This window comes from Pantoea sp. S62 (assembly GCF_016658625.1).
Lineage (GTDB): Bacteria > Pseudomonadota > Gammaproteobacteria > Enterobacterales > Enterobacteriaceae > Pantoea > Pantoea vagans.
On the sequence record NZ_JACVVI010000005.1, the window covers coordinates 71,143 to 97,952 of the forward strand.

Below are 26,810 nucleotides of genomic sequence, written 5' to 3' on the forward strand. Positions count from 1 at the left end.
CCGCAGACTAAACACCAGAGCACCCAGGCCGATAACTGATGAAACTAATCTGGCCAGCAACGCATGTTGTATTGCAGGTCTGTGATCTCAACCCCTGGCTGTGTAGTGAGCACTCTTAATGACTTTTAACCCTCCGGCGCCGCCGTCGCCGCCATTCAGACATGCCGCTGAAGATCGCACTGTCCGCTTTACGCGGCGCAGCCTGCGTACGCTTTCGCTGCTGCTGTCTGGTGTGCTGGTGCTCTCGATGCTGATGGTGCTGACGATTGCGCAGCGTCAGAACAGCGCATCGGTTGAGCATGACCGCATGCTGATGCAGCAGACGTGGCAAAATCGTCAGGAGGCGATGGTCACCGATATCCGGGATTATGCCTTCTGGGGAGAAGCCTGGCGCAATCTCCATGTCAGGGTGAACAAGGTCTGGGCGTTTGACGAAGAGAACTTCGGACCGGGTCTTTACGAAGAGTATCACTATGAAGGCGTGTTCGTGGTTGACGGCAAAGGCCGCACTACCTACAGCGTGATTAATGGGCAACTGGCGGATACGTCGCTGGAAGCCTGGCTGGGTAATGAAACACCGTTGCTTATTGCGGCAGCGCGTCAGCTCAATAATAAAGCGATGACCCGCAATGCGCTGATCAATCATCTGCCCGCGATTGTGGTGGCTGCACCTATCAGCAGCGGTAAACTGCCTAACGTGCCGCCTATGGCCGGACCTGCGTCTATCATGGTGTTCGTGAATCTGTTCACACCCGCCAAATTACAGGCACTCGGCGCGACGCTGGATGTGCGCGAACTGCGTCTGCCCGCCAGTGAAGAGGATGCCCTGCGTGAACCGCGAATGGTACTCCCGTTGCCAGGCGGCGAGCCCATTGTGCTGCGCTGGACGTCAAAAATGCCGGGCATGGGCCTGATCGGGTTGCTGTTGCCACTGCTGCTGCTGACGGCGATCATCATCGGCATCATCACCCATCGCGTCAGCCGCCATGCGCTCTCTAATGCGATTCTCTCTGACCGCCGCTTTGCCATGCTGGCAATCAGTCAGCAGGAGCTTGCCAACAGTGAAGCGCGGTTTCGCGATCTCGCTGAGGCGGCGTCAGACTGGATCTGGGAAACGGATGAAGAGGGCCGTCTGATCTATCTGTCAGCGCGTTTTCATACCCTTACCGGCCATGACATCACACACTGGCTGGGACGTCACATCGATCACCTGCTGACTCATCCCAGCCATTCGCTGGTCGCCTGGCTGCTGCGGCAGGAGGCGGAAGAGCAACAGATGCCGCTGCGCTGTCAGTTTATGTCGGCTCAGGGTCACCGCCGCATCGGTCAGCTGGTAGCGAAAACCATCTGGCATGATGCGCGACGTATCGGGTTTCGCGGCACGGTATCGGACATTACCCAGGGCATGGAAGCGGAGGCACGCATTCAGTTTCTGTCGCGTCACGACGTTTTAACAGGTCTGTCGAACCGCGTGCAGCTGCTGGAGTTTCTGACGCTGCACCTTGCGCTGCCTGATGGCGCTGCGCCGCTGACGCTGATTACTCTCGATCTCGATCAGTTCCGGCCAATCAATGAAACCTGGGGCCATGCGGCGGGCGATGAGGTACTGAGCCAGATAGCGCAGCGTCTGAAGCACTGTATCGGCCCGCAGGAGCTGGTGGCGCGGCTGAGCGGAGATGAATTTGTCCTGGTGTTACGGGAAACGAACCGTGAGCGGATCGATCAGCGTTGTGCTCAGCTGGTGCACGAGGTTCAGCAGCCAGTCAGCACCGGCCAGCATGTCCACTATCTCACCATCAGCATGGGCATTGCCTGTGCGCCGCAGGATGCCAGCCATCCGGAAGCGCTGCTGCAGATGGCGGATATCGCACTGAATGAAGCACGCGATGCGGGACGTAATCAGTGGGTCTGGTACGCCAATGAAATGGCGAGCCAGCGCGAAGATAAGCGTGAAATGGCGCGGCGCATTGAGAAAGCGCTGACTAACAACGAATTCCGTCTGCACTATCAGCCCCGTTATCAGCTGCTGACCGGTCAGCTGGCCGGCGCTGAAGCGCTGATTCGCTGGCAGATTGCCCCGGATCAGTGGATTACGCCTGACCACTTTATTCCGCTGGCGGAAGAGAGCGGTCTGATCGCCACTATCAGCGACTGGGTTCTGATGCGCGCCTGCCAGGATGCGCTGGGCTGGGGCGGCGATCGCTATGTGTCAGTCAATATTTCGCCGATGGAGTTTCGTACCAGCGATCTGGTGCAACGTGTGGCAGATGTTCTGGCGAAAAGTGGTCTGCCAGCGACAAGGCTGGAGCTGGAGATCACGGAAAATGTCACCTTTGAACATCCACAGCATGCGCTGGAGGTGATGCAGGGCTTACGGTCACTGGGGGTGAGGTTAACCGTTGACGATTTTGGCACCGGCTATGCCGCGCTGGGCTACCTGAAGACCTTCCCGTTTAACGGTCTGAAGATAGACCGCTCCTGGATGAAAGATTTCCCGGAGTCGCAGCAGGCGCAATCGGTCGTGGCGGGCATTATTGCGCTGGCACGCGCTTTTGCGCTGACGATTACGGCGGAGGGAATTGAGACAGAAGCGCAGCTGAACCAGCTAAAACAGCTCTCGTGCGAAGAGGGGCAAGGCTACTTCCTCGGTCGGCCGATGCCGCTGGCTGCATTCAGTACGCTTCTGGAAAGAACAACGCAAAATCAGGCTGAGCCGGTTTAACGGACTTTGACCGCCACGGCGGTCATCAGTATTGCGCAGACAACAAAAATAATCAGTTCCATCATGACCTCCACAGCGCTAAGAATAGTCTTAAGATAGTGTAGCGGCTCACTGTGTTTTTTTTAGGCAGTGAGTGCGATTAATCTTAAAAAATGCCCCTGTGTGACACCCGGATCCGCGCTCACTGTAACAACTTTACCTTTTCCGGCTTCTGGTCAGCAGGCACGCTTTGCTACTCTTGGGGCAGGTTTTACACGTCCAACAGGAGAACAAACGTGAAATTTTATGGAAAAGGGCTGCTGGTAGTGGGTCTGTTTGCATTAACCGCCTGTCAGTCTGCCAGTAAACCTGACACCGCCAGTGTGCCGCAGGATCCTGAAGCCGACCGCTGCGGTGCCTCTCAGTTTCAGAACTATGTCGGCAAACCGTTAACCGTGCTTCAGGGTCAACACTTTGAACAGCAGGTACGTCCAATCCCCTATAATTCTGCGGTCACCATGGACTTCAACCTCAACCGGCTTAACTTCCTGGCCGACAAAAATGGCAATATCAGCTCAGTTTATTGTGGCTGACGGCCGGTCTGTCATAGGCTTGTCATAACGGCAGGCGAGGATAGCAGCGCGTTTAAGAAACTTCCTCGTCACACAATAAATAGTGCTCGTCTTGTTTATTCCCGCCCCGGCGGGAATTTTTTTAGCGCCTTCGGGCCGGAACAGGAGCGGAGAAGATGAAACGCATCATCGTGGCACTGCTGCCCACGTTGTTACTCAGCAGCACGCTGGCACAGGCCTCCAGTGAAGAGGCCTGGCAGAAGAGCCGTCAGATCATGACGCAGGCGTGTATTAACGCCAGCCACCTGAGCAAAGTAAAAGTGCTGGGCGAGCCGATTGAGTATGACGACAACACAGGTTACAGCGCACTGTTGCTGGAAGGACGCTATCCCCAGCAGCATATGAAAAACAGGCGTGGACGGGAGCTCTGCCTGTTTCAGCGCAGCAGTGGACGGGCCAGCGTCAGCGAAGCGGATAAACTGCGCTGGGTGAAGTAAACCGCCGTTTTACACCTCCGGCTGCGTGTCGATGAGCTGTGCCAGCAGGGTGCGATACCGCTGCAACTGCGCTTCATCGCCTTCCACTTCCAGTTTGTCAATCACCCGCGCAATCAGCGCCTTACTGGTCGCGGGTTCTCCCGCCTCCATAATTTCACGCAGAATAACCGCCAGCAGATCGGACTCTGGCGGTGTTCGCCAGTTCGGGCTGTTGAAATAGTCACTGATAGCGCGGCTGGCACTGTTCGTTTGCACTCTCATTTCCCTACCTCCGCTGAAACACTATCCCGACCCTTACACAGGTGTAAGAGCATCTATGCATGTCATAAGCTGAACTGCCTCAGCGTAGCCGGATGGTCTGGACCGTTTTTTAGCGGAGGACGTCGCGCTAGGCAGAATGATCGCCACATCGCCACGACTGGCGATTTTTTAAACATAGAAGCGGCGTGAATCGTTGTCAGTAACAGAATGACATATTTTTCCACATTGATGAGGCATGGTTGAGGAAGAGGGTGCCAGGGCAGGCCGTCGGCCACGGGATTCACGCTGTAAACCGCTGGTCAGAGAAAATTTTCGCGGGTAATTGCGCTGAATCAAGAGGAATCCGGTCTTTTGCCGTTTGTGCCATGTTATGTCGGTCACGTTAAGAATCGTCGCGTTAAACTAAGTACTCCCTCTCTTTGAATTATCTGCTCATGCCACGCATTATTGAACCCTGGAAGATAAACCTGATCTCGGTCTGGTTTGGCTGTTTTTTTACTGGCCTGGCCATCAGCCAGATTATCCCGTTTCTGCCGCTCTACCTTGAGCAGCTTGGCGTCACCGGAGGCGAGTCCCTGAGTCTCTGGTCGGGGCTCACCTTCAGTATCACCTTCGTGGTTTCGGCGGCGGTCGCCCCGCTGTGGGGCAGTCTGGCCGATCGCAAAGGCCGTAAATTGATGCTGCTGCGTGCGGCGTTTGGTATGGGCGTGGTGATCCTGCTGCAGGCTTTTGTCACCGAAGCCTGGCAGTTGCTGCTGCTGCGCGCCCTGATGGGGCTGACCTCCGGCTATATCCCCAACGCGATGGCGCTGGTGGCGGCTCAGGTGCCGCGTGAACGCAGCGGCTGGGCGCTGAGCTGTGTCTCCACCGGACAGATTGGCGGTGTGATTCTGGGGCCGATGCTGGGTGGGCTGCTGGCTGACTGGGTCGGTTTGCGCACGGTATTTATCGTCACCGCGGCGCTGCTGATGGTCAGCTTTCTGGTGACGCTGTTCCTGATTAAAGAGACCGGTTACACCCCGGTGAGTAAAAAAGAGAAGCTCAGCGGACGCGAGGTTTTCCGCTCGCTGGACAACCCCAGGCTGATGCTCTGCCTGTTTTTCACCACCATGGTGATCCAGATGTGCAACGGATCGGTGAACCCGATCCTGACGCTGTTTGTGCGCGAGCTGGCGCCCACCGCAGAGAATATCGCGTTTCTCAGTGGCGTAATTGCAGCACTGCCCGGCGTCTCTGCACTGCTGGCCGCGCCACGTTTGGGACGACTCGGTGACCGCATTGGTACGCAGCGTATCCTGCTGGCGACGATGGTCATCTCGCTGCTGCTGTTTATCGCGATGTCTTTTGTGACCAGTGCCACGCAGCTGGGCGTCTTACGTTTTCTGCTGGGCTTCGCCGATGGCGCGATGATGCCTGCGGTGCAGACCCTGCTGGTGCGTCATTCGCGCGACAATATCACCGGCCGGATCTTCGGTTATAACCAGTCGTTTATGTATCTTGGCAATGTTGCTGGCCCATTACTGGGCGCAGCGGTCTCGGCGGTGGCAGGTTTCCGCTGGGTCTTTTGTGCCACCGCCGTTGTGGTGCTGATTAACGTGCTGTTTCTGAAACGCTTTTACCGGCGTCCGAAGACTGTGTTGCCCGCGTCGGCTGACAAATCTTCAGTTCAGCCTGCCAGCGCTGCTGAGTCAGCAAAAACTCAGGACTGACGCTGGGGCTCCAGGAGTCATCACCGCCGACGCCCATATGGAAGGCATCCAGGTGCAGCCAGCAGCCCGCCTCCGGACGCAGAAGGTGGCGGTGGGATGCCTCACGCAGCTGTTCCAGACTGAAGCGGCTCAGCGAAAAAGCGAAATCACCGCTGACCTGCCAACTGCCGCTGTCGAGCTGGCGGGTGCCGCCACGCAGACCATTCTCACCGGGGAAAACGTAGGGCGTTGAAAGCTGATCCAGCGGCAGTTGCCAGCGTGAGAACTGCGCGGCCAACTGGCGATCGGGATAGTTTTCATGCGGTCCCAGGCCGAGCCAGCTTACCTGCTGCGGGATCTGCGCCAGCTCACAGCGTAAGCCGATGCGCGCGGGCGGTGGCAATCCGCGTGACTGCTCAACGGAAAGCTGTAACTGCAACTCCCCCTGCGCATTGATCAGATAACGCTTACGGCTGATAAAGGCGAGCTTGCCACTGGCGAGCCAGCTATGCAGCGTTTCGATCTGCACCGCCTGCGGCAACGCATACGCGGCTATCGACACCAGCTGGCTGCTCATCTGGTCATATCCTGCCGCCTTCCAGCGTTCGACCCACGCATTAGGATCTACCCTTTCCGCTTCGCTGGTGCCGATGTCATTGTCCAGCGGCGCGCGAATAAAGCAGTCCTGAAGCGGCGAGAGTAGCGTCGGTGTCTCATTGACGAACCACTGCGTCAGTTCGCCGCTGTGGCGAGAAAAATGCCAGCGTTGCTGTTGATGGGTGACGACAATCTCACTGGCGTCATCATGGAGGGCCGGTGCTTCAGCTTTTTCCGGCAGCGGGGGCAGCGCCAGCAGCGAAGGCAGCGCCCACTGATGCCAGGCGACACGCCAGTCGGCAGCACTCCAGCGGGTCGGGTGAATCTGATGAACAGCAACATTAAGCCAGCATTCGCCCTGTAAGGCGGGCGGTGACGGCAGGGTGATCCGCTGCTGACCCTGTGGGCCGATATCCAGTAAAACTTCACCTTCCGTCACTACCAGGCCTTCCTGCTCAATGCGCCAGCGCAGCACTTCATTGTCACTGTGACGGAATAAGTAGTCGCTGCTGACCGTAACGCTCAGCGGGTCGCCGGGATCGACGGTGAACTGCCAGAACTGCTGTGCGCGCTGCGCCTCATACAGCGCCGGATGCGGCGTGCGATCGGCAAACACCAGCCCGTTCATACAGAACTGGCGGTCGTTGGGTTTATCGCCAAAATCACCGCCGTAAGCCTGCCACGGGTTGCCCTGATCGTCATAGCGGGTCAGGCTCTGATCCACCCAGTCCCAGACGAAGCCGCCCTGCAGGCGCGGGAACTGGCGGAAGGCCTCCCAGTATTTCGCGAAACCGCCAAAGCTGTTGCCCATGGCATGCGCATACTCACACAGGATCAGCGGACGCGTTTCGCCCGGCAGGCCGATCCACTTTTTCAGCGACCACTTCGGCACCGCCGGGAATGGCTGATCTTCATCGACCCTGGCATACATCGGGCAGATGATATCGGTCGCGGCGGTGTCCGCACCGCCGCCTTCATACTGAACCGGACGGGTAGGATCGCTGCTTTTCACCCAGCGGTAGAGCGCGTCATGCGTGGCACCATGTCCCGACTCATTGCCCAGCGACCAGATAATAATGCTGCAGTGATTACGATCGCGCTGCACCATACGCGTCACACGTTCGCTAAAGGCAGCGAACCAGCGGGGATCGTCGGAGAGCCGGTTCATCGGCTGCATGCCGTGGGTTTCGATATTCGCTTCATCCACCACATAAAGCCCGTACTGGTCGCACAGCCGATACCAGAGCGGATGATTGGGATAGTGCGAACAGCGCACCGCGTTGAAATTGTGCTGCTTCATCAGCTCAATGTCGCGGCACATCGTTGCCTCATCCACCACCTGACCGAGCTCCGGATGGTGTTCGTGGCGATTAGTGCCACGGATCAGCAGCGGTTTGCCGTTGAGACAGAGCAGGCCGTTATCGATAGTGACCTGACGGAAGCCGACATCATACGCTTCCACCTCGATCAGCTGCTGATCCCCATCCAGCAGCGCCAGCGTGGCGCGATAGAGGTGTGGTGTTTCAGCGCTCCACAGCGCGGGCCGTTCCACCGGCAGGCTGAGCAGGGCGCGTTCAGGATAGTGACCCCGCTCGTCAATAATGGCACTGCCCAGCAGCTGCTGACACTGCGCAACCGGCTGTTCACCCTGCCACAGCGTCAGGCGCAGCTGATAGCGCGAGGTGAGGTCAGGCGGCAAGGCAACGCGGACCTGGGCGCGCAGCTCGGCACGGGTAAACTCCGGGCTGAGCCGGGTTTCCAGTTGCACGTCAGCCAGATGCACCTGCGGCTTATGCAGTAACGTGACATCGCGGAAAATGCCGCTCATCCGCCACATATCCTGATCTTCAAGATAGCTGCCGTCGCTCCAGCGCAGCACCATCACCGCCAGCCGGTTTTTGCCCGGTCGCAGATAAGGGCTCAGGTCGAATTCGGCGGGCAGGCGGCTGTCCTGAGAGTAGCCAATCCACTGTCCATTGCACCACAGATGAAAGGCTGAATTGACGCCGTAAAAGATGATGCGTGTCTGCCCGGAAGTGAGCCAGGCGGCGTCCGTGCTGAATGTGAGCGAGTAACATCCTGTCGGGTTCTCTTTGGGTACAAACGGGGGATTAACCGGAATGGGATACTGCACGTTGGTGTAAATAGGCGCATCAAAGCCGTGCATCTGCCAGTTTGCCGGCACCGGAATCGTGCTGGCATCCGGCAGATCCTGCAGTAACCAGCTGGCCGGGACCGCCTCAGGCTGCGCAAAGTAACTGAAACCCCACTCCCCATTCAGGCTCTGCAGTGACACCGAGGGCGTGTCATCACGCGCCGCTGCTTCGTCCCGCCAGCTGGCAAAAGGCGGGTGCGCATCCAGCCGATGCAGCGAGGTCACGACCGGATTTTCCCAGTCGCGCCGGGAGAGGATGTCACTGAAAGCAGCCTGTGAGAGAGTCATGGTTATATCCTGTAAATGTGATGCGCTCACAATGCGCAAAATTGTTCAGGCTGTAAAGCGTTCGCCATCCCGATTTGCACAAATAGTTTTCCCCGAAAGCGGGCCGCAGTGTTGAGAATGTGGCGGCTTACTGACTGTAAAACGTTAAGTCTGGTCAGCAAAGATGAATAGCGGCCGGATGCGGAGGAATCTCACTTGTCGCCATGCGGGTGGCTTCATACACTCAGCCCGATTTCATCACCCTGAGGTAAATATGGTACGAATCGTTAAGCTGGCTGCCGTTGTGGCATTAGTGACTGCATTAAGCGGATGTCTTTTCCCGCCTCCTGGCGGCGGCGGTGGAGGAGGTGGTGGCTGGGGCGGACCTGGCGGCGGACCGGGCCGCGGATTTGTCGATCCGCGTTAAGTCTGCTTATTGAATGCTGGCAGGCGAAACGTTTAACAGCGGTGATGTTTGTCCGCAAAACGTTTCGCCTGCAAAGTTAGCCGGAAATCGCCGTGAAAAGCGCAGCGGTGCAGGCTAACTCGCTGAAAAAAGGTGAGTTGCCCTCTGTTTTTTTAGCCAGCGTGGTGATAGTTTCAGCTTTTCTTCACCGCTGAGACAACAGCATGAAAAACCTGATTGCTGAGTTACTGGTTAAGCTGGCTGAAAAAGAAGCGACAGCGAAAGAGCAGGTGGCGCAGATTGAGGCGCTGGAAATTGTCGTGACCGCACTGGTTCGCAAGCTGGATCCGCAACAACATCTGGACATGACGACTACGATTGAAACCGCCATGGACAACGTGGCCTGTGCCGATGACAACGATGCGCTGTTGCTGCGTAATTACATCGAAAAGCTGCTCCGGCATCCCCGCCAGTAACGAGCCCGGTACCAATCTGGAATGGGATCTTCACATCACTTTGACATGAAACATTTTCCGCTTTGCTTATTCGCTGCCAGAATAACAGGGGACAATCCATTGTGGAGATAACAAGATGAAAGTCGGTTTAATGGCGATGATGATGGCGGGCCTGCTGGTCAGCGGGCTGGCGGGTGCGGCGGAGAAGACCCCGCAGCAGGAAAAGATGACAATGTGTAACCAGCATGCTAAATCACAGGATCTCAAAGGGGATGCACGTAAAAACTTTATGAGTGAATGCCTGAAAAAAGACAGCAAACTGTCGCACATGTCGTCGCAGCAGATGAAAATGAAAAGCTGTAACGGCGAAGCTGGCGATAAAAAGCTGGCAGGCGATGCGCGTAAAACCTTTATGAGCCAGTGCCTGAAAAAAAGCTGATCATCCCCCACGGCCACGCAGGTGGCCGCTTCTTCTTTCTGCGCAACGATGATTCAGTTCCTTAACGCTGATTAAATTACCTTCCACAACAAAACCTTAACCCCTCTGACAAACATTCCTCATCAGGCTTCCCGGTTCCTTTGCCACACTTACTGTTTGTGGGGATTTGCGCAGGCTTTGTTTTACCGCGCAGCACCAGACCCGAAACAGCGAAAGGAGCCATGCCGTGAACTATCAATTTACCGCCGACCTGAACGATCTGCCGCAGCGACAGCCGGTTAAGAAAACGCTGGGTGAGGTAGAGGTGTTACTGATTCGCGACGGGGACAACGTACGCGCGTATCAGGCGAAATGTCCGCATGCGGGCGCGCCGCTGGAGCAGGGCGCGATTTGTGGCGACCGGCTGGTCTGCCCGTGGCACAAAGCCGCGTTTCATATCGCCGATGGCAAAATGTGTGAACCGCTGGCGCTGGCCGATCTTAAGCAATATCCGCTGCGCATTGAAGAGGGCCGGGTGCTGGTAAACCCAAAAGCGATGTCTCCCGCTGCACCCATTGGCAGCGGAGCAGACGCACCGGTTTATGTAGTGCTGGGTGGTGGCGCTGCGGGCAGCGCAGCGCTGTGGCGTCTGCGTCATGACGGCTTCAAAGGCCGCCTGATTCTGGTTGAGCGGGAAGCGGACGCGCCTTACGACCGCACTGCGCTGACCAAATTTGTGCCGTCGGGCAAAATGGACATCAGCGAGGTGCCACAGCTGCTGAAAGCGGATGTGATGGATCACGTTGAACGCGTGCAGGCTACCGTGAGTCGCCTTGATACGCAGCAGCAACGGCTGATCTTCGACGATGGCGAAACGCTTGCCTTCGACAAACTGCTGATCGCCAGCGGCGCAAAGCCTGTCCGTCCCGATTTGCCAGGCAGCGATCTTGAAGGAGTTTATTTGCTGCGCAGCAAAGCGCAGACCGATGAGCTGCTTAAAGCGGTGGATGCCAGCCATAAAATCATGATTATCGGCAACAGTTTTATCGGCACCGAGCTGGCGTCGGCACTGCGTAATCGTGACATCGACGTTACGGTGATTGCCCGTCAGGCGCTGCCCTTTGCAAAACGGTTTGGCGATCAGATAGGCCGCTATTTCTACCAGCTGCATGAGCAAAACGGCGTGAAGTGGGTGCAGGGCGAGATTGAAGCTATACAGGGCGACCAGCAGGTGAGTGGCGTACAGCTTAAGGGTGGACGGCAGCTGGATGCGAACGTTGTGCTGTTTGCTACCGGCGTAAAACCGGCTACCGACTTTATCCACGATCTGGCGCTGGCAGAGGATGGCAGTCTGCAGTCAGACGAGCATTTACGGGTCGCTGACAATATCTGGGTGGCGGGTGATATCGCCACGTATCCGTCGGCACAGGGTCCGCTGCGCATTGAGCACTATCGCGTCGCGCATCAGCAGGGACAGACCGCCGCATGGAATATGCTGGATCAGAACGTTGCCTTTGATCGTGTGCCGTTCTTCTGGACCACGCAGTATGGCACCCGTTATGAGTATGTTGGCCATGCGGCAGAATGGGATAATTTCGAGCTGATCGGCTCGCTGGAGGACAAAAAGTTTATGGCGTTTTATGGTCAGCAGGGGCAACTGGCGGCGATCTGCTCATGCGGTATGTATACGCTGACTGCTGAGCTGGTGGAGCGGATGCAGCAACCGATGTCGCTTGCCGACGCGGTGGCGCTCGCTCAGGCGCACATCAGTTAAGTTGCGCACAAGGCGGGCCGCGAGCCGGTCCGCCCTGCGCAGTGCCTGAACGCTTAGCTGCGGCTTAGTTTTTCGGACTTCGCCATGCACTGCTGCATTGCTTCAATCACCGCCGAGCGCATCCCTTTCTCTTCCAGCACCTTCACGGCTTCAATGGTGGTGCCGCCAGGCGAGCAGACCATATCTTTAAGTTCAGCCGGATGTTTGCCGCTGGTCAGCACCATCTCCGCCGCCCCTTTTACCGCCTGTGCAGCAAACTGATAGGCCTGGGCGCGCGGCATGCCGCCCAGTACGGCCGCATCCGCCATCGCCTCGATAAACATAAAGACGTAGGCCGGTGCAGAACCGCTGACGCCGACCACGGAGTGAATCAGATATTCATCCACCACGGCCGCTTTGCCGAAGCTCTCAAAAATCGCGACGACCTCGTCGATCTCCGCCTGCTCAACCAGCACGTTGGGCGTGACCGAGGTCATGCCTTCGCTGACCAGCGAGGGCGTATTCGGCATCGCCCGGACAATTTTACGATCGTAGCCCAGCACCGATGAAAGCGAATCCAGCGTCACGCCCGCCGCAATCGACACTACCAGCGCCTCTTTTTTCAGGCTGCCGGCCAGCTCTTTTAATACTTTCAGAATCACATTGGGTTTTACCGCGCCGAACAGGATGTCCACCTCACGCGCCAGCGCATCCGCGCTCTCAGCTGCGTTGATGCCATACTGCTCTGCCATCGCCTGGTTGGTCTCTGCTTTGCGATCGTAAACGAAGATATCAGACGGGGCGATTTTGCCGCTGTTGACCAGTCCGCCGATAATAGCTTTCGCCATGTTTCCCCCGCCGATAAACCCGATTTTTTTTGCCAGCATCGCCATCTCCTTAGGACATTATTCGGTTTTCTCAGTGGGCTAGCTTACTTCAGCCAGCCCGAATAACAAGTCAGCCGGATGCGGGCTGGAAAGCGTGCCGCAAATAAAATTTGCCATTCAGGGAGAACCCGGCAAGATCTCAGGCTTCTCTGACTGTAAGGAATCATGATGTTTATCTGGGTCGATGCCGATGCCTGTCCGAATGTGATCAAAGAGGTGCTCTACCGTGCGGCGGATCGCACCTCCACCACGGTCACTTTTGTGGCAAACCAGTTTCTGCGTGTGCCGCCATCGCCTTATCTGCGCACCCTGCAGGTGCCAGCCGGATTTGATGTGGCGGACAATGAGATTGTCAGGCGTTGTCAGCCTGGCGATCTGGTGATCACCGCCGATATTCCGCTGGCGGCTGAGGTGATTGAGAAGGGGGCGGCAGCGCTGAATCCGCGCGGTGAACGTTACTCACCGGCAACGATACGTGAACGCCTGACGATGCGGGATTTTATGGATACTCTGCGGTCAAGCGGCGTGCAGACCGGCGGCCCCGCGACGATGAGTCCGCGTGACCGCCAGCAGTTTGCGAATGAGCTGGATAGCTGGCTCACTCAGCAGAAACGCTCGACTTAAACGAAGCTGTCGTCATCGTCGAAATCACCGCCGCCAAAATCGTTCAGATCGCTGTTGTCGGCATAATTACTGTCCCAGCCTGAGTTCTGATCGAGGAAGGCGTTATCGTTACCGCCGTTAAAGGCATCGGCGTTGTCATCGCCACCGTTAAAGGTGTTGAGATTATCATTCACCTCCGGCAGCGGCGGCTCATTGATGATGTTCACAATCTCTTCCGGCTGTGAATGGTGGAACATGCTGGTCAGCATATCGGCCATCACCACACCCCCTGCCACGCCCACTGCTGTTTGTAGTGCGCCGCCAAGAAAACCGGTGCCGCGTGGCGCTGCTGCCTGAGCAGGGGCATATTGCTGCTGTGCCAGTTGTTGCGGCGCACTGTTCCACGGCGATGGTTGCTGTTGCTGCTGCTGGACGGGCTGCTGCTGGCGCGAACCGCTGCCAAACAGTCCCGACAGAAAGCCGCCGCTGCTCTGTGCGGGTTGTTGCTGCTGTTGCTGCTGCAACTGTGCAACCTGGCTTTCCAGCGCTGACACTTTCTCATTGAGTTTTTTCAGCGCCGCTTCCTGAATCAGGATCGCCTGCGCCATGTAGTAAGGCGCGCCCGGCTGCGCCTGAAGATGCTGGTTAATCAGTTGTTCGGCTGCGGCATCGCGTGCCGCGGTCTGGCTTTCAGCCTGTTTCAGACGGCTGAACAGCCCTTCAATCAGTTGTTGTTCTTCGCGTTGCATGATGACTCTCCTGTGGCGATTGTTACCAGTATATGGGGGCGCCGGTAAGAAAAGTAAAATCGCGGCGGTAAGCAAATATTGCCAGCGCATTCCGGACGCTGTTTTGCGCGTTTTTTATCGTCCTGTTAGCGCCGTGATGCACAAAACGTGCATGCTTTTCCCGTTGAAAACACAAAGATTATCGCTGTTCAGGTAACGAAAATGCGTAAATCATGCCTGACAGGTGGAGGCAATAATAATTTCCAGTTATCATGCGTCGCATTATTAAGCTAACCATGCAGCCGCATCGCGCGGTCAGGCGGAGGAACGGCCCTGATGTCACTACCCATCTTTTTGATTGGCGCTCGCGGTTGCGGCAAAACCACGGTCGGCGAAGCGTTGTCGCAGGCGCTGGGCTACGCCTTTACGGATACCGATCACCATCTGCAACTTAGCACGCAGCGCAGCGTGGCCGAGATTGTTGCGGCAGAAGGCTGGGAAGGTTTTCGCGCCCGTGAAACGGAATCGCTTAAAGCGGTGACGGCACCCGGGACCGTGATTGCCACCGGTGGCGGGATGATTCTGGCTGAAGAGAACTGCCGTTTCATGCAGGAGCAGGGCCGGGTGATCTGGCTCAGCGCGTCGCCCGAAGTGCTGGCAGAACGACTGGAAAGCGAACCTGAAGCGGCTCAGCGTCCGACGCTGACCGGACGTCCGATTGCCGATGAGATGAGTGATGTGCTGCGTGAACGCGCGCATCTCTATCAGTCCGCAGCCCATCATCAGGTGAATGCCATGCAATCGCCTGAGTGCGTAGTGGAGGAGATTTTGCTTTCCCTCTCTCTGGCGCGCGCCAGCTAACCCTCAGATTTTTCCCGCTTTGATCCCGCTTCGGATGGCATTGTCTATACTTATCCTATGACAGGCAACAGCCTGTCCTGTGGAATGTTATTCAGACAAGAGGGACATACTATGCCGACCAGACCACCATACCCACGTGAAGCGAAAGTTGTGCCTGTTGAAAAGGGTCCTGAGGGAAACAAAGTAACCTCCTACGAATTGCGTGCTGATCATCCCAAACCGAATTCATTAATCAGTGAGCACGAAACGGAAGAAGAAGCGCGTGACGCCAAAGAGCGTTACGAAGATGTCGAGAAAGAGTAAAGCTTTGCTGCTGGCAGGGACGCCAGCCTGTCATGTCTGATAATCCCGTCTTTTTCAGCGCAACGCTGTTCCAGTACAACGCCTCTTTGCACTCATAGCGACCTGATTACTAAAGAAGCGAAATTTACGCAGATTTCCTGTCGTATGCTTTCTGCTCATGCGTCTGTTCTGCACTCTCTTCACGTCGCCATATAAAGCCCCGCTAATCATTTCTGTCACATTATTTTCTCTGCTGCCGATAACGGTAAGTGTTGAATTGTCGCTTGACCGATTCAGCGTCACGTTTTACTTTCGTCAAACCAACAGAGGAACTTAGTTCCATATAGTGGAACACGTTACATGACCACACTTGAAAATGCGGCTGCCGTACTCCGATTGTTTCAGCACAAAGGTGTGACGCAGGGGCATGTTGGTCTCTCATTCAGTGAGGTGGTTGAGGCGCTGACGCTGCCGAAGAGCACCGTTTCACGTCTGCTGGCCACGATGGAAAGTCAGGGGCTGCTGGAGCGGGATGCGGACACGCGCGGTTATCATATTGGTCGCGTGTTGCTGGCCGCCGCTGGTCATTATCTCTCGGCACCGCTGGTCGATAGCGTTTCAGCGGCGATGGTCCGGCTGGCTGCGAAGACCGGCTGCATGGGATACGTGTCGAAGCTCGATGGACGGGAAGTATTAGTAATGCGCATGTTTCATGGGCGTCACTTTACGCAGATGGTCACACCGCCCGGCAGTCGAATGCCTGCCGCTGCGACGTCAACCGGTCGGGCGCTGTTAGCGCAACTCAGTGACGAAGAGGTCATAGCGCGCTTTCATGATCACTGGCAGGCTGGCCCGGCGAACTCGCCGCAAAGTCCCGAGGCGCTCTGTGCCAGACTGGCTGAAATCCGCCAGCACGGCTGGTCACTGGCCCGCAATGAATCACTGCCAGGCATCAGCTCGCTGTCGGTCATTGTTCATAACAAACATCATGGCGAAACGGTGGCACTCTGCCTGTCGTTTCTGTCACAGGAGAGTGAACCGGGTTTCCCGCCAGCGCTCCTTGAAGCACTACGTGCAACGGCCACAGAGATGACCGACAAATATGGCGCGTAACTTCACCACGATTTTATCGGCGTAATACTTTCGCCACACCAGGGAAAACCAGGGCCTTCGGGCCTTTTTCTTTCAATCTGATCGCTACGTTGTCCGCAGCAACCCGGTTGCCTGTGTTCGTCTCCCCCTGTCTCCTGTATCGGTTCAGCATCCGGGGTGACGACCATCTGCAATGGCTGTTGCTATGCGGCGCGCATCAGGGCAGTGAACCAGAAAACCGGCGTAAACCTGACATCAGGCAGGCGGACGTTATTTCATTTCTTCTCAACAAGGACTGGCGGGGACATATGGAACGGGTAAATCCAATCAGACACATTGGCGTGGCACTGGTTTTAATTTTTCTTTCCATCGCGGGTGCCATTATCGGCATTCAGCTGATTACGACGATTGGCGTAACGCCTAATACCTCCATTATCGGGGCGCTGTTTGCCATGCTGCTGGCGCGTATTCCGCTGCAGGCATTTCGCCGTTATCGTTCGATTGAAATCCAGAACCTGGCGCAGACCGCCATCTCTTCAGCGACCTTCGGGGCGGCTAACAGTCTGCTGATGCCGATTGCTGTGCCCTGGGCGCTGGGTGAGCCTCAGCTGGTGCTGCCGCTGTTCTGTGGCGTCAGCGCCGCGATGCTGCTCGATGCCTGGCTGCTCTATCGGCTGTTTGATACCCGCGTGTTTCCGGCCAGTAATGCATGGCCGCCAGGCGTTGCGGCAGCAGAAGCGATTAAAGCGGGGGATAAAGGCGGACGCCAGGCGTGGCTGCTGGTGGCGGGCATTGCCGGTGGCGTTGTCGGCGCCATGCTGAAGATTCCGATGTCCGCTTTTGGCACCGCGTTTATTGGCAATATCTGGGCATTGTCGATGCTCGGCATCGGTTTTCTGCTGCGCGCCTACGCGCAGCCGGTGGCCGGTATTGATATCAATGCGCTCTATATTCCGCATGGGGTCATGGTCGGTGCCGGTCTGGTGGCGCTGATTCAGGTAGTGATGGTCATCCGCAGCCGTAAAAATGATGCGCTGACGGTGAGCCGCAACGGTAATGAAGTGCAGCGGGCGCTGGGTTTCGGCAGCGTGGGGTATATCGTGATTTCGGCGCTGCTGGCCCTGGCGGGTGGTCTGTGGAGTGAGATGGGCATCGCGATGCTGCTGCTGTTTGTTCTCTATGCTGCGTTTGCCGCTTTCGCCCATGAACTGATTGTCGGCATTGCCGCCATGCACTCCGGCTGGTTCCCGGCCTTTGCTGTGGCGCTGATTACGCTGATTATCGGCATTCTGATCGGCTTTCCACCGCTGGCGCTCTGCCTGCTGTGCGGCTTTACGGCCGCTACCGGCCCGGCGTTTGCCGACATGGGTTATGACCTGAAGGCGGGCTTTATCCTGCGCGGTAACGGGGCGGATCTGCAGCAGGAGTTGTGGGGACGTCGTATCCAGCTGATCGCGGCCATGATCGCCTTTGTGGTGTCGATTCCCCTTGTCTGGTACGCGCACACTCTTTTCTTTACAGACAATCTGCTGCCGCCGGTGGCGCGGGTGTATGCCAAAACAATTCAGGCGGGTGCTGAACCCGGTATCGCCGGAAACCTGCTGATGTGGGCTATTCCGGGTGCCCTTATCCAGCTGATCGGCGGGCCGAAACGCCAGCTGGGCGTGCTGCTCGCCACTGGTTTATTAATTAATAACGCGATGGCGGGCTGGGCGGTGGTGGTGGGGATCGCCTTACGCATTGTGATCATTCGCATCTGGGGCGAACGCGGCCGGTCGCCCATGGAGGTCATGGCGGCAGGCTTCATTGCCGGTGATGCTCTCTATAGCTTCTTTCATTCGCTGTTTGCCAGCAGCAGCAAAAAATAAAGGATAAAGCATGAGCTTGCAGCAGACCCTGGCGGTTTTTGAGTTACTGGATAGTGCCCACATTGACGGGCAGCAGGTCGTGGATCTGTTTACCTCTTATCCTCACGTTATGGCCCGCTTTACCCGCGTCACCGGCCCCAAAGGTCGTACTGATTTTGTGCGCATTGATATCCCGGGTACGGAGGGTAAATCAGGCGGCGGGTCTGCACCGACGCTGGGCATCATTGGTCGCCTGGGTGGCATTGGTGCCCGTCCTGGGCGTATCGGCATGGTATCCGATGCGGATGGCGCAATAGCGGCGATCGCCAGTGCGCTTAAACTGGCGCAGATGCAGAGCAAAGGTGACAGGCTCGCCGGCGACGTAATCATCACTACTCATATCTGTCCCGATGCACCGACACGGCCGCATCAGCCGGTCGATTTTATGGATTCGCCGATTGATGATGTCACCATGAATGATAATGAAGTGGTGGCGGACGTGGATGCGATTCTGTCGATCGATACCACCAAAGGTAATCGCATTATCAATCACAAAGGCTTTGCCCTGTCGCCGACGGTGAAAGAGGGCTATATCCTGCGGGTTTCGGAAGATCTGCTGCGCATTATGGAGATGACCAGCGGCCGTCCGGCGGTGACCTTTCCCATCACTACGCAGGATATTACCCCTTACGGCAACGGTGTTTATCACCTCAACAGCATCCTGCAACCCTCGACCGCCACCGATGTGCCGGTGGTCGGTGTGGCGATCACTGCCGAGTCGGTGGTGCCGGGCTGCGGAACCGGGGCCAGTCATGAGGTGGACATTGCGGCAGCGGCGAAGTTTGCAATTGAGGTGGCGAAGGCGTTTGGTCGTGGAACCTGTCACTTCTATGACGCTGAAGAGTATGCGCGGCTGATTACGCTCTATGGCAGCCTGGCGCACCTGCGCCACCGGAACCACTAAGATGGCGAAATCACTGGCGACCCTGACAATCGGGCAGTCACCACGCAGCGATATTCTGCCGTTGCTGCGTCAGCATCTGCCGGATGCGGTGACCGATCATGCCGGTCTGCTGGATGGACTGGACGCTACTGAGATTGCCGACCACTTCACGCCAGCCGCAGGCGACAGGGTTCTGGTATCTCGGTTACAGAGTGGCGAACAGGTGCGGCTGTCGGCGTCGAAGGTGGAGCAGGGATTACAGCGTAAAATCAGCGCGCTGGAGCAGATGGGGTATGACACCATTCTGTTGCTATGCACCGGTGAATTCAGCCAGCTCGTTACCCGGCGTGCGCTGCTGCTGGAGCCGGATCGCATCATTCCTCCGCTTATCCGCGCCATGGTGCAGCAGCAGCGGGTCGGGATTGTGGTGCCGGTTGAGGAGCAGATTGTTGAACAGGCTGGCAAGTGGCAGCCACTGCCCGCGCAGCCCTGTTTTGCGGTCGCCAGCCCCTATCAGGGCGATGAGGCAACCTTCGCCGATGCCGCAAACCGCCTGAAAGCGCAGGGCGCAGAGCTGGTGGTGCTTGACTGCATGGGCTATCACCAGCAGCATCGGGCATGGTTACAGCAGCGGCTGGACGTGCCGGTTCTGCTCTCTAATCAGCTGGTAGCCCGACTGGCGGCGGAGCTGCTGCCCTGACGCAGGCGATCACAAACCGCCATCATTTCGCGTGACAGATCAGCGGGTTCCCTTCTACACTGCCTGACACACAACATGTGCTCTGGAGAACTATTATGCTCAACGTAAGTGAGTATTTTGACGGAAAAGTTAAATCTATCGGTTTTGACAGTGCGAGCACCGGCCGTGCCAGCGTGGGCGTGATGGCTGAAGGTGAATACACATTTGGTACCGGCCAGCCGGAAGAGATGACCGTGGTCAGCGGCTCGCTTAAGGTGCTGCTGCCAGGTGAGACCGAGTGGAAATGGTTTGAAGCGGGTTCGGTGTTTAACGTGCCGGGCCACAGCGAATTTCATCTGCAGGTTGGCGAGCCAAGTTCCTATCTCTGCCGTTACCTGAAAGATAAAGATTAAAAAAAGGGCCGCCAAGCGGCCCTTGAAGTTGCTGATAAAGTTTGCCCTGGCCAGCTGTGAGATCGAGCCTGCGAAGGGAAAACGGTCAGATCGGAAAGTCGCTTAAACCATCCATGGCCGCTCGGCCCGCGCCGTCCATGGCGCGGGACGCTTTCCTCCTCTGCCCACTTTCCCTGCGCTTTTAGCGAATGTGCAGTTGCGAGATCAACCGTGATTGGGTTTGTCAGCATTCTGAAATGGCCGCGAAGCGGCCATTTTTTTGGCAAACAATATCTGTCCGGGTGATTCTGATTAACGCTGGGCTTCGCCGCCTAACGCTTCCACCAGATTGCTGGTCAGTGCCGCCAGTTCGCTGGTCATCAGAATAAAGTCTGCATCAAAACGCTGGGCAAAATCTTCGCGATCGATATCGTCGTTCTGGTCGCGCAGCGTGTCGCTGAACTTCAGACGTTTTACTGAACCGTCATCCGCCAGTACGAACTGAATGCGCTCCTGCCAGTCGAGTGCCAGTTTGGTCACCAGCTTACCCGCTTCAATGTGGTTGGCGATCTCATCGCACACCAGATCCTGTTTTTTACAGCGAATCACACCGCCATCTTCCAGCAGCGCTTTCAGCTCCGCTTCATCCATCAGTGCAAAACCGGCAGGCAGGTCGCCCGAGCGTACCCACTCGGTCAGGGTCAGCTCAATCGGATTTTCCAGCGTCAGCGGCACCACCGGCAGTGAACCCAGGCTTTTGCGCAGCAGCGCCAGAGTATCTTCCGCTTTTTTCGCACTGGCACAGTCAACCATAATCAGGTTATTGACCGTGTCGATCCACAGATAATTCTGGCTGAAACGGCTGAAGGCACGCGGCAGCAGGCTGTGCAGTACTTCATCTTTCAGCGAATCTTTTTCGGTCTTTTTGAGCTTGCGGCTCTGCTCAGATTCCAGCTTGTCGATTTTCGCTTCCAGCGCCTGTTTCACGACCGGCGACGGCAGGATTTTCTCCTCTTTGCGGGCGCAAATCACAATCTGGCCTTTGTTCTCGTGGGTCAGCGCATCGCTGCGGTTACCCATCGGCGGGACCCAGCCGGTCTTGCTCATATCCTGACTGCCACACGGTGAAAACGTGAAGGCGTCGAGCTGTTTTTCCATCTCATCTGCGGACAACGGAATGTCACGATTCAGACGATAAACCATCATATTTTTAAACCACAACATCGGGATTCCTTACCGGGGCGCGATCGGGCGCACAAGTCTGCGAGAGTCAGCGCGCATGATAGCGAAACATCGGAGTGGTTTCATTGCCTTTAAGGCAGCCGCCTTCTACTGTATCTCTCACCTGAACGAATAACGAGGACGTAACCTTGCGCATAGGCATAGATCTGGGTGGCACCAAGACAGAAGTGATTGCATTGTCGGATAAGGGACAGGAGATGTTCCGCCATCGGGTGAATACCCCGCGTGATGACTATCAGGCCACGGTGCAGGCGATTGTCGATCTCGTCACACTGGCCGAGCAGAAAACCGGCGAGACCGGTACGGTCGGCCTTGGGATCCCTGGCTCGCTTTCGCCCTTCAGTAAGCGGGTGAAAAATGCCAACTCCACCTGGCTCAACGGCCAGCCGCTGAATAAAGATCTGGCTCAGGCACTGAACCGGGAAGTGCGCATCGCCAACGATGCTAACTGCCTGGCCGTGTCGGAAGCGGTTGATGGGGCGGGAGCCGGACAGTCGCTGGTGTTTGCCGTGATCATCGGCACCGGGTCGGGCGCGGGTGTGGCGATCAACGGGGAGTCGCGCATCGGTGGCAACGGCAATGCTGGCGAGTGGGGCCACAATCCGCTGCCGTGGATGGATGAAGATGAGCTGCGCTACCGCCAGGAAGTGCCCTGTTATTGCGGGCAGCAGGGCTGCATCGAGACCTTTGTTTCCGGCACTGGTTTTGGTATCGACTACCAGCGGCTGAGCGGCGTGCATCGCAAAGGCGCAGAGATCGTTTCGCTGCTGGCACAGCAGGATCCGATCGCCGAACTGGCGATGAGCCGCTATGAGCTGCGGCTGGCCAAATCACTGGCGCAGGTGGTGAACCTGATCGATCCCGACGTGATCGTGCTGGGTGGCGGGATGAGCAATGTGGATCGTCTCTATCAGACCGTGCCGGTGTTGATGAAGAAGTGGGTGTTTGGCGGGGAGTGTGAAACGCCGGTGCTGAAGGCGCAGCATGGCGATTCCAGCGGCGTGCGCGGTGCGGCGTGGCTCTGGCCGCTTAACGGCTGATGCCGATCCTGCCCGCGGTTCAGCACCTGAAGCCCGGGTGCTGAACCGTTAACCTCTGGCGCAGCATCCTGCCGCGCCGCGGTTATTCGCCAGCCAGCATCGTGTCCTGCGGTGCCCGATCGCGCTGCGCTTTGGTGGCGAGGAAGTAGAGATAGCCGACCACCATGATGGCGACAAACAGCGCGCCAATCACCGGATTAAACCACAACATCGCCAGCAGGCAGACGACTGACAGCAGCAGGGCGATGCCCGGCACAATCGGATAACCCGGCGCGCGGAAGCTGCGCACCATCTCCGGCGCGCTGCGGCGCAGTTTAAACAGGCTCAGCATGCTCATGATGTACATCACAATCGCGCCAAACACCGCCATGGTGATCATCGCTGCCGTCAGCGTCATCCCCTGCAGATTAATCACGCCATCGCTGTAAATCGCCGCGATGCCCAGCACGCCGCCGAGAATAATTGCGCGATGGGGGGTCTGAAAACGCGACAGTTTTGCCAGCGAAGGGGGCAGATAGCCCGCGCGGGCCAGGGCAAAAAACTGCCGTGAGTAGCCGAGGATGATGCCGTGGAAGCTGGCAATCAGGCCAAACAGCCCAATCCACACCAGCATATGCATCCAGTTAGAGTGTTCACCAACGATCATTTTCATCGCCTGCGGCAGCGGATCGTTAATGTCAGCAAGTTTGCGCCAGTCGCCTGCGCCGCCCGCCATCAGCATCACGCCAATTGCCAGCACCACCAGCGTCAGGATCCCGCTGATATAGGCGCGGGGAATGGTCCGGGTGGGATCTTTCGCCTCTTCGGCCGCCATCGCGGCGCCTTCAATGGCCAGGAAAAACCAGATAGCGAAGGGAATGGCGGCGAAAATGCCGGAGAAGGCGGGCAGGCCGAAGCTGTCGCTGCCCGCCCAGCCGTTTGCGGCGAAGTTCGCCAGGCTGAAGCCAGGTGAAACCACGCCCATAAACACCAGCAGCTCAATGACCGCCAGCACGGTGACAACCAGTTCGAACATCGCTGCCAGTTTTACGCCGAGAATATTCAGCGTCATAAACACCAGGTACGCGCCGACCGCTGCGGTTTTCGGGTTCAGCTCGGGATACTGCACATTGAGATAAGCCCCGATCGCCATGGCGATCGCCGGTGGCGCAAAGACAAACTCAATCAGCGTCGCCAGACCGGCAATCAGCCCGCCGGTTTCGCCAAAGGCGCGACGGCTATAGGCAAAGGGGCCGCCCGCATGGGGGATCGCGGTGGTCAGCTCGGTGAAGCTAAAAATAAAGCAGGTGTAGAGCGTGGCGATCAGCGCCGTGGTCACCAGAAATCCCAGCGTGCCTGCCACAGCCCAGCCGTAACTCCAGCCAAAATATTCGCCTGAGATCACCAGGCCAACCGCAATCCCCCACAGATGCAGGGTGCCCAGCGTGGGCTTGAGTCTGTTTGTCATACTGTTATCCCCGTCGTTGTTGGTCTCACGCGGCGTTTCACCGCCATAACTACTAAAGTAAGGGGATAATGCCGTTGCATTACTCACCACGACTTGACGCGGGCGCAGTAACTTCTGTCCTCCACAGTCAACTCACAGGCAACAACCTGGCCAGCTGCACGCTGCGGTCAACTTTGTCTCTTCTGAGGTCAAGCAGCTCACCTTCTGGCAACGCATGCTGAGATAACGCAAGTGAAAAGGAGCCGGATGATGAGCGCTAAACAATATGACAACCTGACTGATTCCCAACTCACCCTGATGGCGCAGCAGGCGCTCGCCTGCTATCCCGCCGAGCTGCAGGGTCAGCTCAGCCTGCTGTGCCGCTCAGAGAACGCCACGTTCCTGGTGAAAGCGGCAGGCCGGCGTTATGCGCTGCGGCTGCATCGCGGCGATTACCATCAGAAAGCAGATATCCTCAGCGAACTGCTGTGGCTCGATGCATTGCGCGAAACCGGCATTATGGTGCCGGAAGCGGTGCCGGACAACGCGGGCGAAACGGTGCTGACGCTGCGGCTGCCGGATGGCAGTGAGCGCTACGTGGTGCTGTTTCACTGGATCGACGGGGAGATGCCGACCACCGACGTTGATCCCCGCGCCTTTCAGCAGCTGGGCCAGATTACCGCGCGGCTGCATCAGCACAGCAAACAGTGGCAGCCACCCGCGGGTTTCCAGCGGATTGTCTGGGATCACCACACCATGACCAGCGCTGAGAGTCACTGGGGGCGCTGGCAGGATGCGCCGAATCTGCCTGTTGCCGATCACGGCGTCGTCGAACAGACGATCGCGCAGGTCGGCGCGGCGATGGCGCAGTTTGGTAAGGGATCGGATCGCTATGGCCTGATCCACGCCGATCTGCGGCTGACCAATCTGCTGCTGCACAAGGGCGAAACGCGGGTGATCGACTTCGATGACTGCGGACTCGGCTGGTATCTGCACGATCTGGCGGCCGCGATCAGTTTTGTTGAGCATCACCCGCGCGCGCCAGAGTGGATCGATCACTGGATACGCGGTTATGAGCAGGTGGCGCATATCAGCGATGCGGAGATGGCCATGCTGCCCGCGCTGCTGATCCAGCGTCGTATTCAGCTCACCGCCTGGGTAGGATCGCATGCTGAAACCGAAATGGCGCGTAGTCTCGGCCCGGCGTGGGCCAGTCACTCGGTCCGACTCTGCCGCGATTATCTGGAGGGTAAAGCGCTGCCGGTCGGTGTCTGATGCACCAGCGGCGGGCGTGGCTGCGCCGCCGCAGTGCCGGATGCCGTGTCCGCGCGCAGTCCGGACCTCCCGCAGGCGGGGCTTAGCGACCTGGTATGGAATTTGCTCTGATCTCAGGAACGGGTGATCCACCTGACTTCTGACTGAGGCGACCATGAATCCGACACTGATCAAGCCCGATGCGTTTGCGGCCTGCTCTGCCGCGGCAGGGGCAGGCAATCACGGCGTACTGGCAGCGGCGGCGACCGGCCTGAGCGAGTTTATTCATACTCAGGGCGGCGATGTTGATCGCATATTTGGCATCAGCGGCATCGATCCGGAACGTCTGGCCAGTCCGACGCTAAGCCTGGGGCTGGTGAACTACTGTCGGGTGCTGGAAGAGGCGGCGCGCCACTCTGGTTTTGATAACTTCGGTTTGCACTACGGCAGGCAGTTTAAACCGCAGTCATTAGGCCTGATCGGCTACATTGGCTTGTGCTCCGCCACGCTGGAACAGGCGCTGCACAATGTGGTTAACGCCTTTCCCTGGCATCAGCACGACACCTTAACCCGGCTGGTGGATAAGGGAGAGTGCTGGCGGCTCGACTATCAGGTGCGCCACGGGGCTATTCTGTCGCGCCGTCAGGATGCCGAGCTGACGCTGGGGATGTTTATGAATCTGATCCGGCACGTCGCGGGCAGACACTGGGCGCCGCGCGAAGTCCATTTCGAGCATCCGCGTCCCGGCCAGTGGCACGATCACTGCAAAGTGTTTGATGCGCCGGTCTGGTTCGATCAGCCGTTTAATTCGCTGGTGATCCCGAAACGCGATCTGCTGCGCGCGATGCCGGAGAGCGATCCGATCCTGTTGATGGTGATGCAGGATGCGATACGGCGGCTGAACCGCGGGACGTCTCAGCAGAGCATGATTGAGCAGGCGCGTTCGCAGGTTAATTTATCGCTGATGCAGGGCGAGCCGGTGCTGGAAGAGGTGGCGGATAAACTCGGGCTGTCGAGCTGGTCACTACAGCGGCGGCTGCGCGAAGAGGGCAGCAGCTTTACTGCGCTGGTGGATCAGGTGCGCTGCGAAATGGCGACGTACTATCTGCAGCAGAAGCAGCTGCCGATCTCGGAGATGGCGCTGCTGCTGGGCTACTCGGAAGTCAGCGCGTTCTCACGCGCATTTCGCCGCTGGTTTGGCATCAGTCCGCGCCAGTGGCGCCAGGAAGGTCTGGCCAGCTAACCACGCGGCGCAAAGCCAAACCACGCCGGTTGTCCCGGCTCCGGCGGCGGGGGCAGATCGCGCGTTTGTGCCACCAGCTGCCAGGCACGCAGGCAGAGCGCCTCATCCCCCTGAGTCTGCGTCACGGCATAATGTCTGCTGTGTTGTTGCCACTCCATCCGTACCAGACATTGCTGACCGGCGTAACGCGCCGCATCAGTAAACTGTCGATTCAGTACCGGCTGCATTTGATTAGTCCAGTGACAGGATTTGCTGTCCGGATCCTTCGCAGGCTCACACAGGTTTGCCACGCTATCCCGTTGCTTTGTCAAAGGTTGCTGACAGGCGCTGAGCGCCATTGCAATAATCACACCTGGCAATACTCTCACTATTGTATTAATTAAATTCATTAAATTAGCCACTTTTTTCTAAAGATCTTCCGGTCTGCTGCCGACAGTCTACAGACCGGCCTGCTGAATGCTATGGCATTCCTCCGACTGTCGGCAGAACCAGAATTTACCGCCCCTGTGCGGATGATGTCT

At 57.6% G+C, this 26,810-nt stretch carries 26 protein-coding genes; 19 read left to right on the forward strand and 7 right to left on the reverse strand.

From position 1 onward, the window contains the following. Positions 1-118: 118 nt before the first annotated feature. The 3 genes from IBT54_RS09430 (at position 119) to IBT54_RS09440 (ending at position 3,770) form a co-directional block, all read left to right on the forward strand. The gene (locus IBT54_RS09430) at positions 119-2,722 is read left to right on the forward strand and encodes an EAL domain-containing protein (RefSeq protein ID WP_147788587.1); all 2,604 of its coding nucleotides are present in this window, start codon (positions 119-121) and stop codon (positions 2,720-2,722) included. 275 nt (positions 2,723-2,997) lie between these two features. Next, positions 2,998-3,294: an I78 family peptidase inhibitor gene (locus IBT54_RS09435; RefSeq protein WP_013356930.1), complete on the forward strand. Its 297-nt coding sequence runs from the start codon at positions 2,998-3,000 to the stop codon at positions 3,292-3,294. A gap of 155 nt (positions 3,295-3,449) precedes the next feature. After that, positions 3,450-3,770: a hypothetical protein gene (locus tag IBT54_RS09440; RefSeq protein ID WP_095707633.1), complete on the forward strand. Its 321-nt coding sequence runs from the start codon at positions 3,450-3,452 to the stop codon at positions 3,768-3,770. Positions 3,771-3,779: 9 nt separating this feature from the next. Here the strand turns inward: IBT54_RS09440 and IBT54_RS09445 are convergent, their stop codons facing one another. Beyond that, positions 3,780-4,031, reverse strand: a complete 252-nt coding sequence (locus IBT54_RS09445) for a biofilm development regulator YmgB/AriR family protein (RefSeq protein ID WP_013356932.1) — start codon at positions 4,029-4,031, stop codon at positions 3,780-3,782. A gap of 434 nt (positions 4,032-4,465) precedes the next feature. On the opposite strand from IBT54_RS09445, the gene IBT54_RS09450 reads away from it, so the two are divergent. Continuing rightward, entirely contained in the window at positions 4,466-5,740 is a 1,275-nt protein-coding gene (locus IBT54_RS09450; RefSeq protein WP_013356933.1) for a multidrug efflux MFS transporter, read from the forward strand. On the opposite strand, the gene IBT54_RS09455 is transcribed toward IBT54_RS09450, so the two are convergent. After that, positions 5,622-8,759: a beta-galactosidase gene (locus IBT54_RS09455; protein ID WP_201252062.1), complete on the reverse strand. Its 3,138-nt coding sequence runs from the start codon at positions 8,757-8,759 to the stop codon at positions 5,622-5,624. The two genes, IBT54_RS09450 and IBT54_RS09455, sit on opposite strands and share 119 nt — an antisense overlap. A gap of 253 nt (positions 8,760-9,012) precedes the next feature. Between IBT54_RS09455 and IBT54_RS09460 the strand changes: the two genes are divergently transcribed. From IBT54_RS09460 to IBT54_RS09475, 4 genes are all read left to right on the forward strand, one after another. Then, entirely contained in the window at positions 9,013-9,165 is a 153-nt protein-coding gene (locus tag IBT54_RS09460; RefSeq protein WP_167493437.1) for a hypothetical protein, read from the forward strand. A gap of 203 nt (positions 9,166-9,368) precedes the next feature. Next, a complete protein-coding gene (gene iraP / locus IBT54_RS09465) occupies positions 9,369-9,620 on the forward strand; it encodes an anti-adapter protein IraP (RefSeq protein WP_033782005.1) in 252 nt (83 codons plus the stop codon). Between the two features lie 115 nt (positions 9,621-9,735). Further along, positions 9,736-10,038, forward strand: coding sequence for a PsiF family protein (locus tag IBT54_RS09470; protein ID WP_201252063.1), 303 nt, complete (start codon positions 9,736-9,738; stop codon positions 10,036-10,038). A 226-nt stretch (positions 10,039-10,264) separates the two neighbouring features. Further along, positions 10,265-11,791, forward strand: coding sequence for an FAD-dependent oxidoreductase (locus tag IBT54_RS09475; protein WP_201252064.1), 1,527 nt, complete (start codon positions 10,265-10,267; stop codon positions 11,789-11,791). Between the two features lie 53 nt (positions 11,792-11,844). Here IBT54_RS09475 and proC read toward each other — a convergent pair whose 3' ends face one another. Continuing rightward, on the reverse strand, positions 11,845-12,657 hold the full coding sequence (proC, locus tag IBT54_RS09480) for a pyrroline-5-carboxylate reductase (protein ID WP_013356940.1): 813 nt from the start codon (positions 12,655-12,657) through the stop codon (positions 11,845-11,847). Between the two features lie 168 nt (positions 12,658-12,825). On the opposite strand from proC, the gene IBT54_RS09485 reads away from it, so the two are divergent. Next, positions 12,826-13,281: a YaiI/YqxD family protein gene (locus tag IBT54_RS09485; RefSeq protein WP_013356941.1), complete on the forward strand. Its 456-nt coding sequence runs from the start codon at positions 12,826-12,828 to the stop codon at positions 13,279-13,281. Here the strand turns inward: IBT54_RS09485 and IBT54_RS09490 are convergent. Further along, positions 13,278-14,009, reverse strand: a complete 732-nt coding sequence (locus tag IBT54_RS09490) for a DUF2076 domain-containing protein (protein ID WP_195857298.1) — start codon at positions 14,007-14,009, stop codon at positions 13,278-13,280. The genes IBT54_RS09485 and IBT54_RS09490 overlap by 4 nt on opposite strands. Positions 14,010-14,324: 315 nt before the next feature. Here IBT54_RS09490 and aroL point away from each other — a divergent pair, with 315 nt between their 5' ends. From aroL to ppnP, 7 genes are all read left to right on the forward strand, one after another. After that, positions 14,325-14,849 carry a shikimate kinase AroL gene (gene aroL / locus IBT54_RS09495; protein ID WP_110331438.1) on the forward strand — a complete coding sequence of 175 codons (525 nt, stop codon included), beginning with the start codon at positions 14,325-14,327 and terminating at the stop codon, positions 14,847-14,849. A gap of 111 nt (positions 14,850-14,960) precedes the next feature. After that, on the forward strand, positions 14,961-15,152 hold the full coding sequence (locus tag IBT54_RS09500; protein WP_033731718.1) for a YaiA family protein: 192 nt from the start codon (positions 14,961-14,963) through the stop codon (positions 15,150-15,152). Between the two features lie 339 nt (positions 15,153-15,491). After that, positions 15,492-16,244 (forward strand): IclR family transcriptional regulator, encoded by a 753-nt coding sequence (locus IBT54_RS09505; protein WP_095707629.1) that lies wholly within the window; start codon positions 15,492-15,494, stop codon positions 16,242-16,244. A gap of 287 nt (positions 16,245-16,531) precedes the next feature. Further along, positions 16,532-18,091 carry an OPT/YSL family transporter gene (locus IBT54_RS09510; RefSeq protein ID WP_201252065.1) on the forward strand — a complete coding sequence of 520 codons (1,560 nt, stop codon included), beginning with the start codon at positions 16,532-16,534 and terminating at the stop codon, positions 18,089-18,091. A 10-nt stretch (positions 18,092-18,101) separates the two neighbouring features. Beyond that, positions 18,102-19,034 carry a DUF1177 domain-containing protein gene (locus IBT54_RS09515; RefSeq protein WP_013356946.1) on the forward strand — a complete coding sequence of 311 codons (933 nt, stop codon included), beginning with the start codon at positions 18,102-18,104 and terminating at the stop codon, positions 19,032-19,034. Between the two features lies 1 nt (position 19,035). Continuing rightward, the gene (locus IBT54_RS09520; protein WP_201252066.1) at positions 19,036-19,713 is read left to right on the forward strand and encodes an AroM family protein; all 678 of its coding nucleotides are present in this window, start codon (positions 19,036-19,038) and stop codon (positions 19,711-19,713) included. Between the two features lie 95 nt (positions 19,714-19,808). After that, a complete protein-coding gene (gene ppnP, locus IBT54_RS09525; protein ID WP_013356948.1) occupies positions 19,809-20,105 on the forward strand; it encodes a pyrimidine/purine nucleoside phosphorylase in 297 nt (98 codons plus the stop codon). Between the two features lie 291 nt (positions 20,106-20,396). Here ppnP and rdgC read toward each other — a convergent pair whose 3' ends face one another. Beyond that, the gene (gene rdgC / locus IBT54_RS09530; RefSeq protein ID WP_201252067.1) at positions 20,397-21,308 is read right to left on the reverse strand and encodes a recombination-associated protein RdgC; all 912 of its coding nucleotides are present in this window, start codon (positions 21,306-21,308) and stop codon (positions 20,397-20,399) included. A gap of 146 nt (positions 21,309-21,454) precedes the next feature. Here rdgC and mak point away from each other — a divergent pair, with 146 nt between their 5' ends. Beyond that, positions 21,455-22,366 (forward strand): fructokinase, encoded by a 912-nt coding sequence (gene mak, locus IBT54_RS09535; protein ID WP_201252068.1) that lies wholly within the window; start codon positions 21,455-21,457, stop codon positions 22,364-22,366. An 82-nt stretch (positions 22,367-22,448) separates the two neighbouring features. Here mak and eat read toward each other — a convergent pair whose 3' ends face one another. After that, complete coding sequence (eat, locus tag IBT54_RS09540; protein WP_107319371.1) at positions 22,449-23,813, reverse strand: ethanolamine permease; 1,365 nt, start codon at positions 23,811-23,813, stop codon at positions 22,449-22,451. A 249-nt stretch (positions 23,814-24,062) separates the two neighbouring features. Between eat and IBT54_RS09545 the strand changes: the two genes are divergently transcribed. After that, positions 24,063-25,067, forward strand: a complete 1,005-nt coding sequence (locus IBT54_RS09545) for a phosphotransferase enzyme family protein (RefSeq protein WP_201252143.1) — start codon at positions 24,063-24,065, stop codon at positions 25,065-25,067. A gap of 154 nt (positions 25,068-25,221) precedes the next feature. Next, entirely contained in the window at positions 25,222-26,289 is a 1,068-nt protein-coding gene (locus tag IBT54_RS09550; protein WP_013356953.1) for an AraC family transcriptional regulator, read from the forward strand. Here IBT54_RS09550 and IBT54_RS09555 read toward each other — a convergent pair. After that, the gene (locus IBT54_RS09555) at positions 26,286-26,678 is read right to left on the reverse strand and encodes a cell envelope integrity TolA C-terminal domain-containing protein (protein ID WP_033782018.1); all 393 of its coding nucleotides are present in this window, start codon (positions 26,676-26,678) and stop codon (positions 26,286-26,288) included. The two genes, IBT54_RS09550 and IBT54_RS09555, sit on opposite strands and share 4 nt — an antisense overlap. Positions 26,679-26,810 lie beyond the last annotated feature (132 nt).

Coding starts and splice junctions, on each gene's coding strand:
- IBT54_RS09430 (WP_147788587.1), top strand. CDS start 119: ATGACTTTTAACCCTCCGGCGCCGCCGTCGCCGCCATTCAGACATGCC.
- IBT54_RS09440 (WP_095707633.1), top strand. CDS start 3,450: ATGAAACGCATCATCGTGGCACTGCTGCCCACGTTGTTACTCAGCAGC.
- IBT54_RS09445 (WP_013356932.1), bottom strand. CDS start 4,031: ATGAGAGTGCAAACGAACAGTGCCAGCCGCGCTATCAGTGACTATTTC.
- IBT54_RS09450 (WP_013356933.1), top strand. CDS start 4,466: ATGCCACGCATTATTGAACCCTGGAAGATAAACCTGATCTCGGTCTGG.
- IBT54_RS09455 (WP_201252062.1), bottom strand. CDS start 8,759: ATGACTCTCTCACAGGCTGCTTTCAGTGACATCCTCTCCCGGCGCGAC.
- IBT54_RS09460 (WP_167493437.1), top strand. CDS start 9,013: ATGGTACGAATCGTTAAGCTGGCTGCCGTTGTGGCATTAGTGACTGCA.
- iraP (WP_033782005.1), top strand. CDS start 9,369: ATGAAAAACCTGATTGCTGAGTTACTGGTTAAGCTGGCTGAAAAAGAA.
- IBT54_RS09470 (WP_201252063.1), top strand. CDS start 9,736: ATGAAAGTCGGTTTAATGGCGATGATGATGGCGGGCCTGCTGGTCAGC.
- proC (WP_013356940.1), bottom strand. CDS start 12,657: ATGCTGGCAAAAAAAATCGGGTTTATCGGCGGGGGAAACATGGCGAAA.
- IBT54_RS09485 (WP_013356941.1), top strand. CDS start 12,826: ATGTTTATCTGGGTCGATGCCGATGCCTGTCCGAATGTGATCAAAGAG.
- IBT54_RS09490 (WP_195857298.1), bottom strand. CDS start 14,009: ATGCAACGCGAAGAACAACAACTGATTGAAGGGCTGTTCAGCCGTCTG.
- aroL (WP_110331438.1), top strand. CDS start 14,325: ATGTCACTACCCATCTTTTTGATTGGCGCTCGCGGTTGCGGCAAAACC.
- IBT54_RS09500 (WP_033731718.1), top strand. CDS start 14,961: ATGCCGACCAGACCACCATACCCACGTGAAGCGAAAGTTGTGCCTGTT.
- IBT54_RS09505 (WP_095707629.1), top strand. CDS start 15,492: ATGACCACACTTGAAAATGCGGCTGCCGTACTCCGATTGTTTCAGCAC.
- IBT54_RS09510 (WP_201252065.1), top strand. CDS start 16,532: ATGGAACGGGTAAATCCAATCAGACACATTGGCGTGGCACTGGTTTTA.
- IBT54_RS09515 (WP_013356946.1), top strand. CDS start 18,102: ATGAGCTTGCAGCAGACCCTGGCGGTTTTTGAGTTACTGGATAGTGCC.
- IBT54_RS09520 (WP_201252066.1), top strand. CDS start 19,036: ATGGCGAAATCACTGGCGACCCTGACAATCGGGCAGTCACCACGCAGC.
- ppnP (WP_013356948.1), top strand. CDS start 19,809: ATGCTCAACGTAAGTGAGTATTTTGACGGAAAAGTTAAATCTATCGGT.
- rdgC (WP_201252067.1), bottom strand. CDS start 21,308: ATGTTGTGGTTTAAAAATATGATGGTTTATCGTCTGAATCGTGACATT.
- eat (WP_107319371.1), bottom strand. CDS start 23,813: ATGACAAACAGACTCAAGCCCACGCTGGGCACCCTGCATCTGTGGGGG.
- IBT54_RS09545 (WP_201252143.1), top strand. CDS start 24,063: ATGAGCGCTAAACAATATGACAACCTGACTGATTCCCAACTCACCCTG.
- IBT54_RS09550 (WP_013356953.1), top strand. CDS start 25,222: ATGAATCCGACACTGATCAAGCCCGATGCGTTTGCGGCCTGCTCTGCC.
- IBT54_RS09555 (WP_033782018.1), bottom strand. CDS start 26,678: ATGAATTTAATTAATACAATAGTGAGAGTATTGCCAGGTGTGATTATT.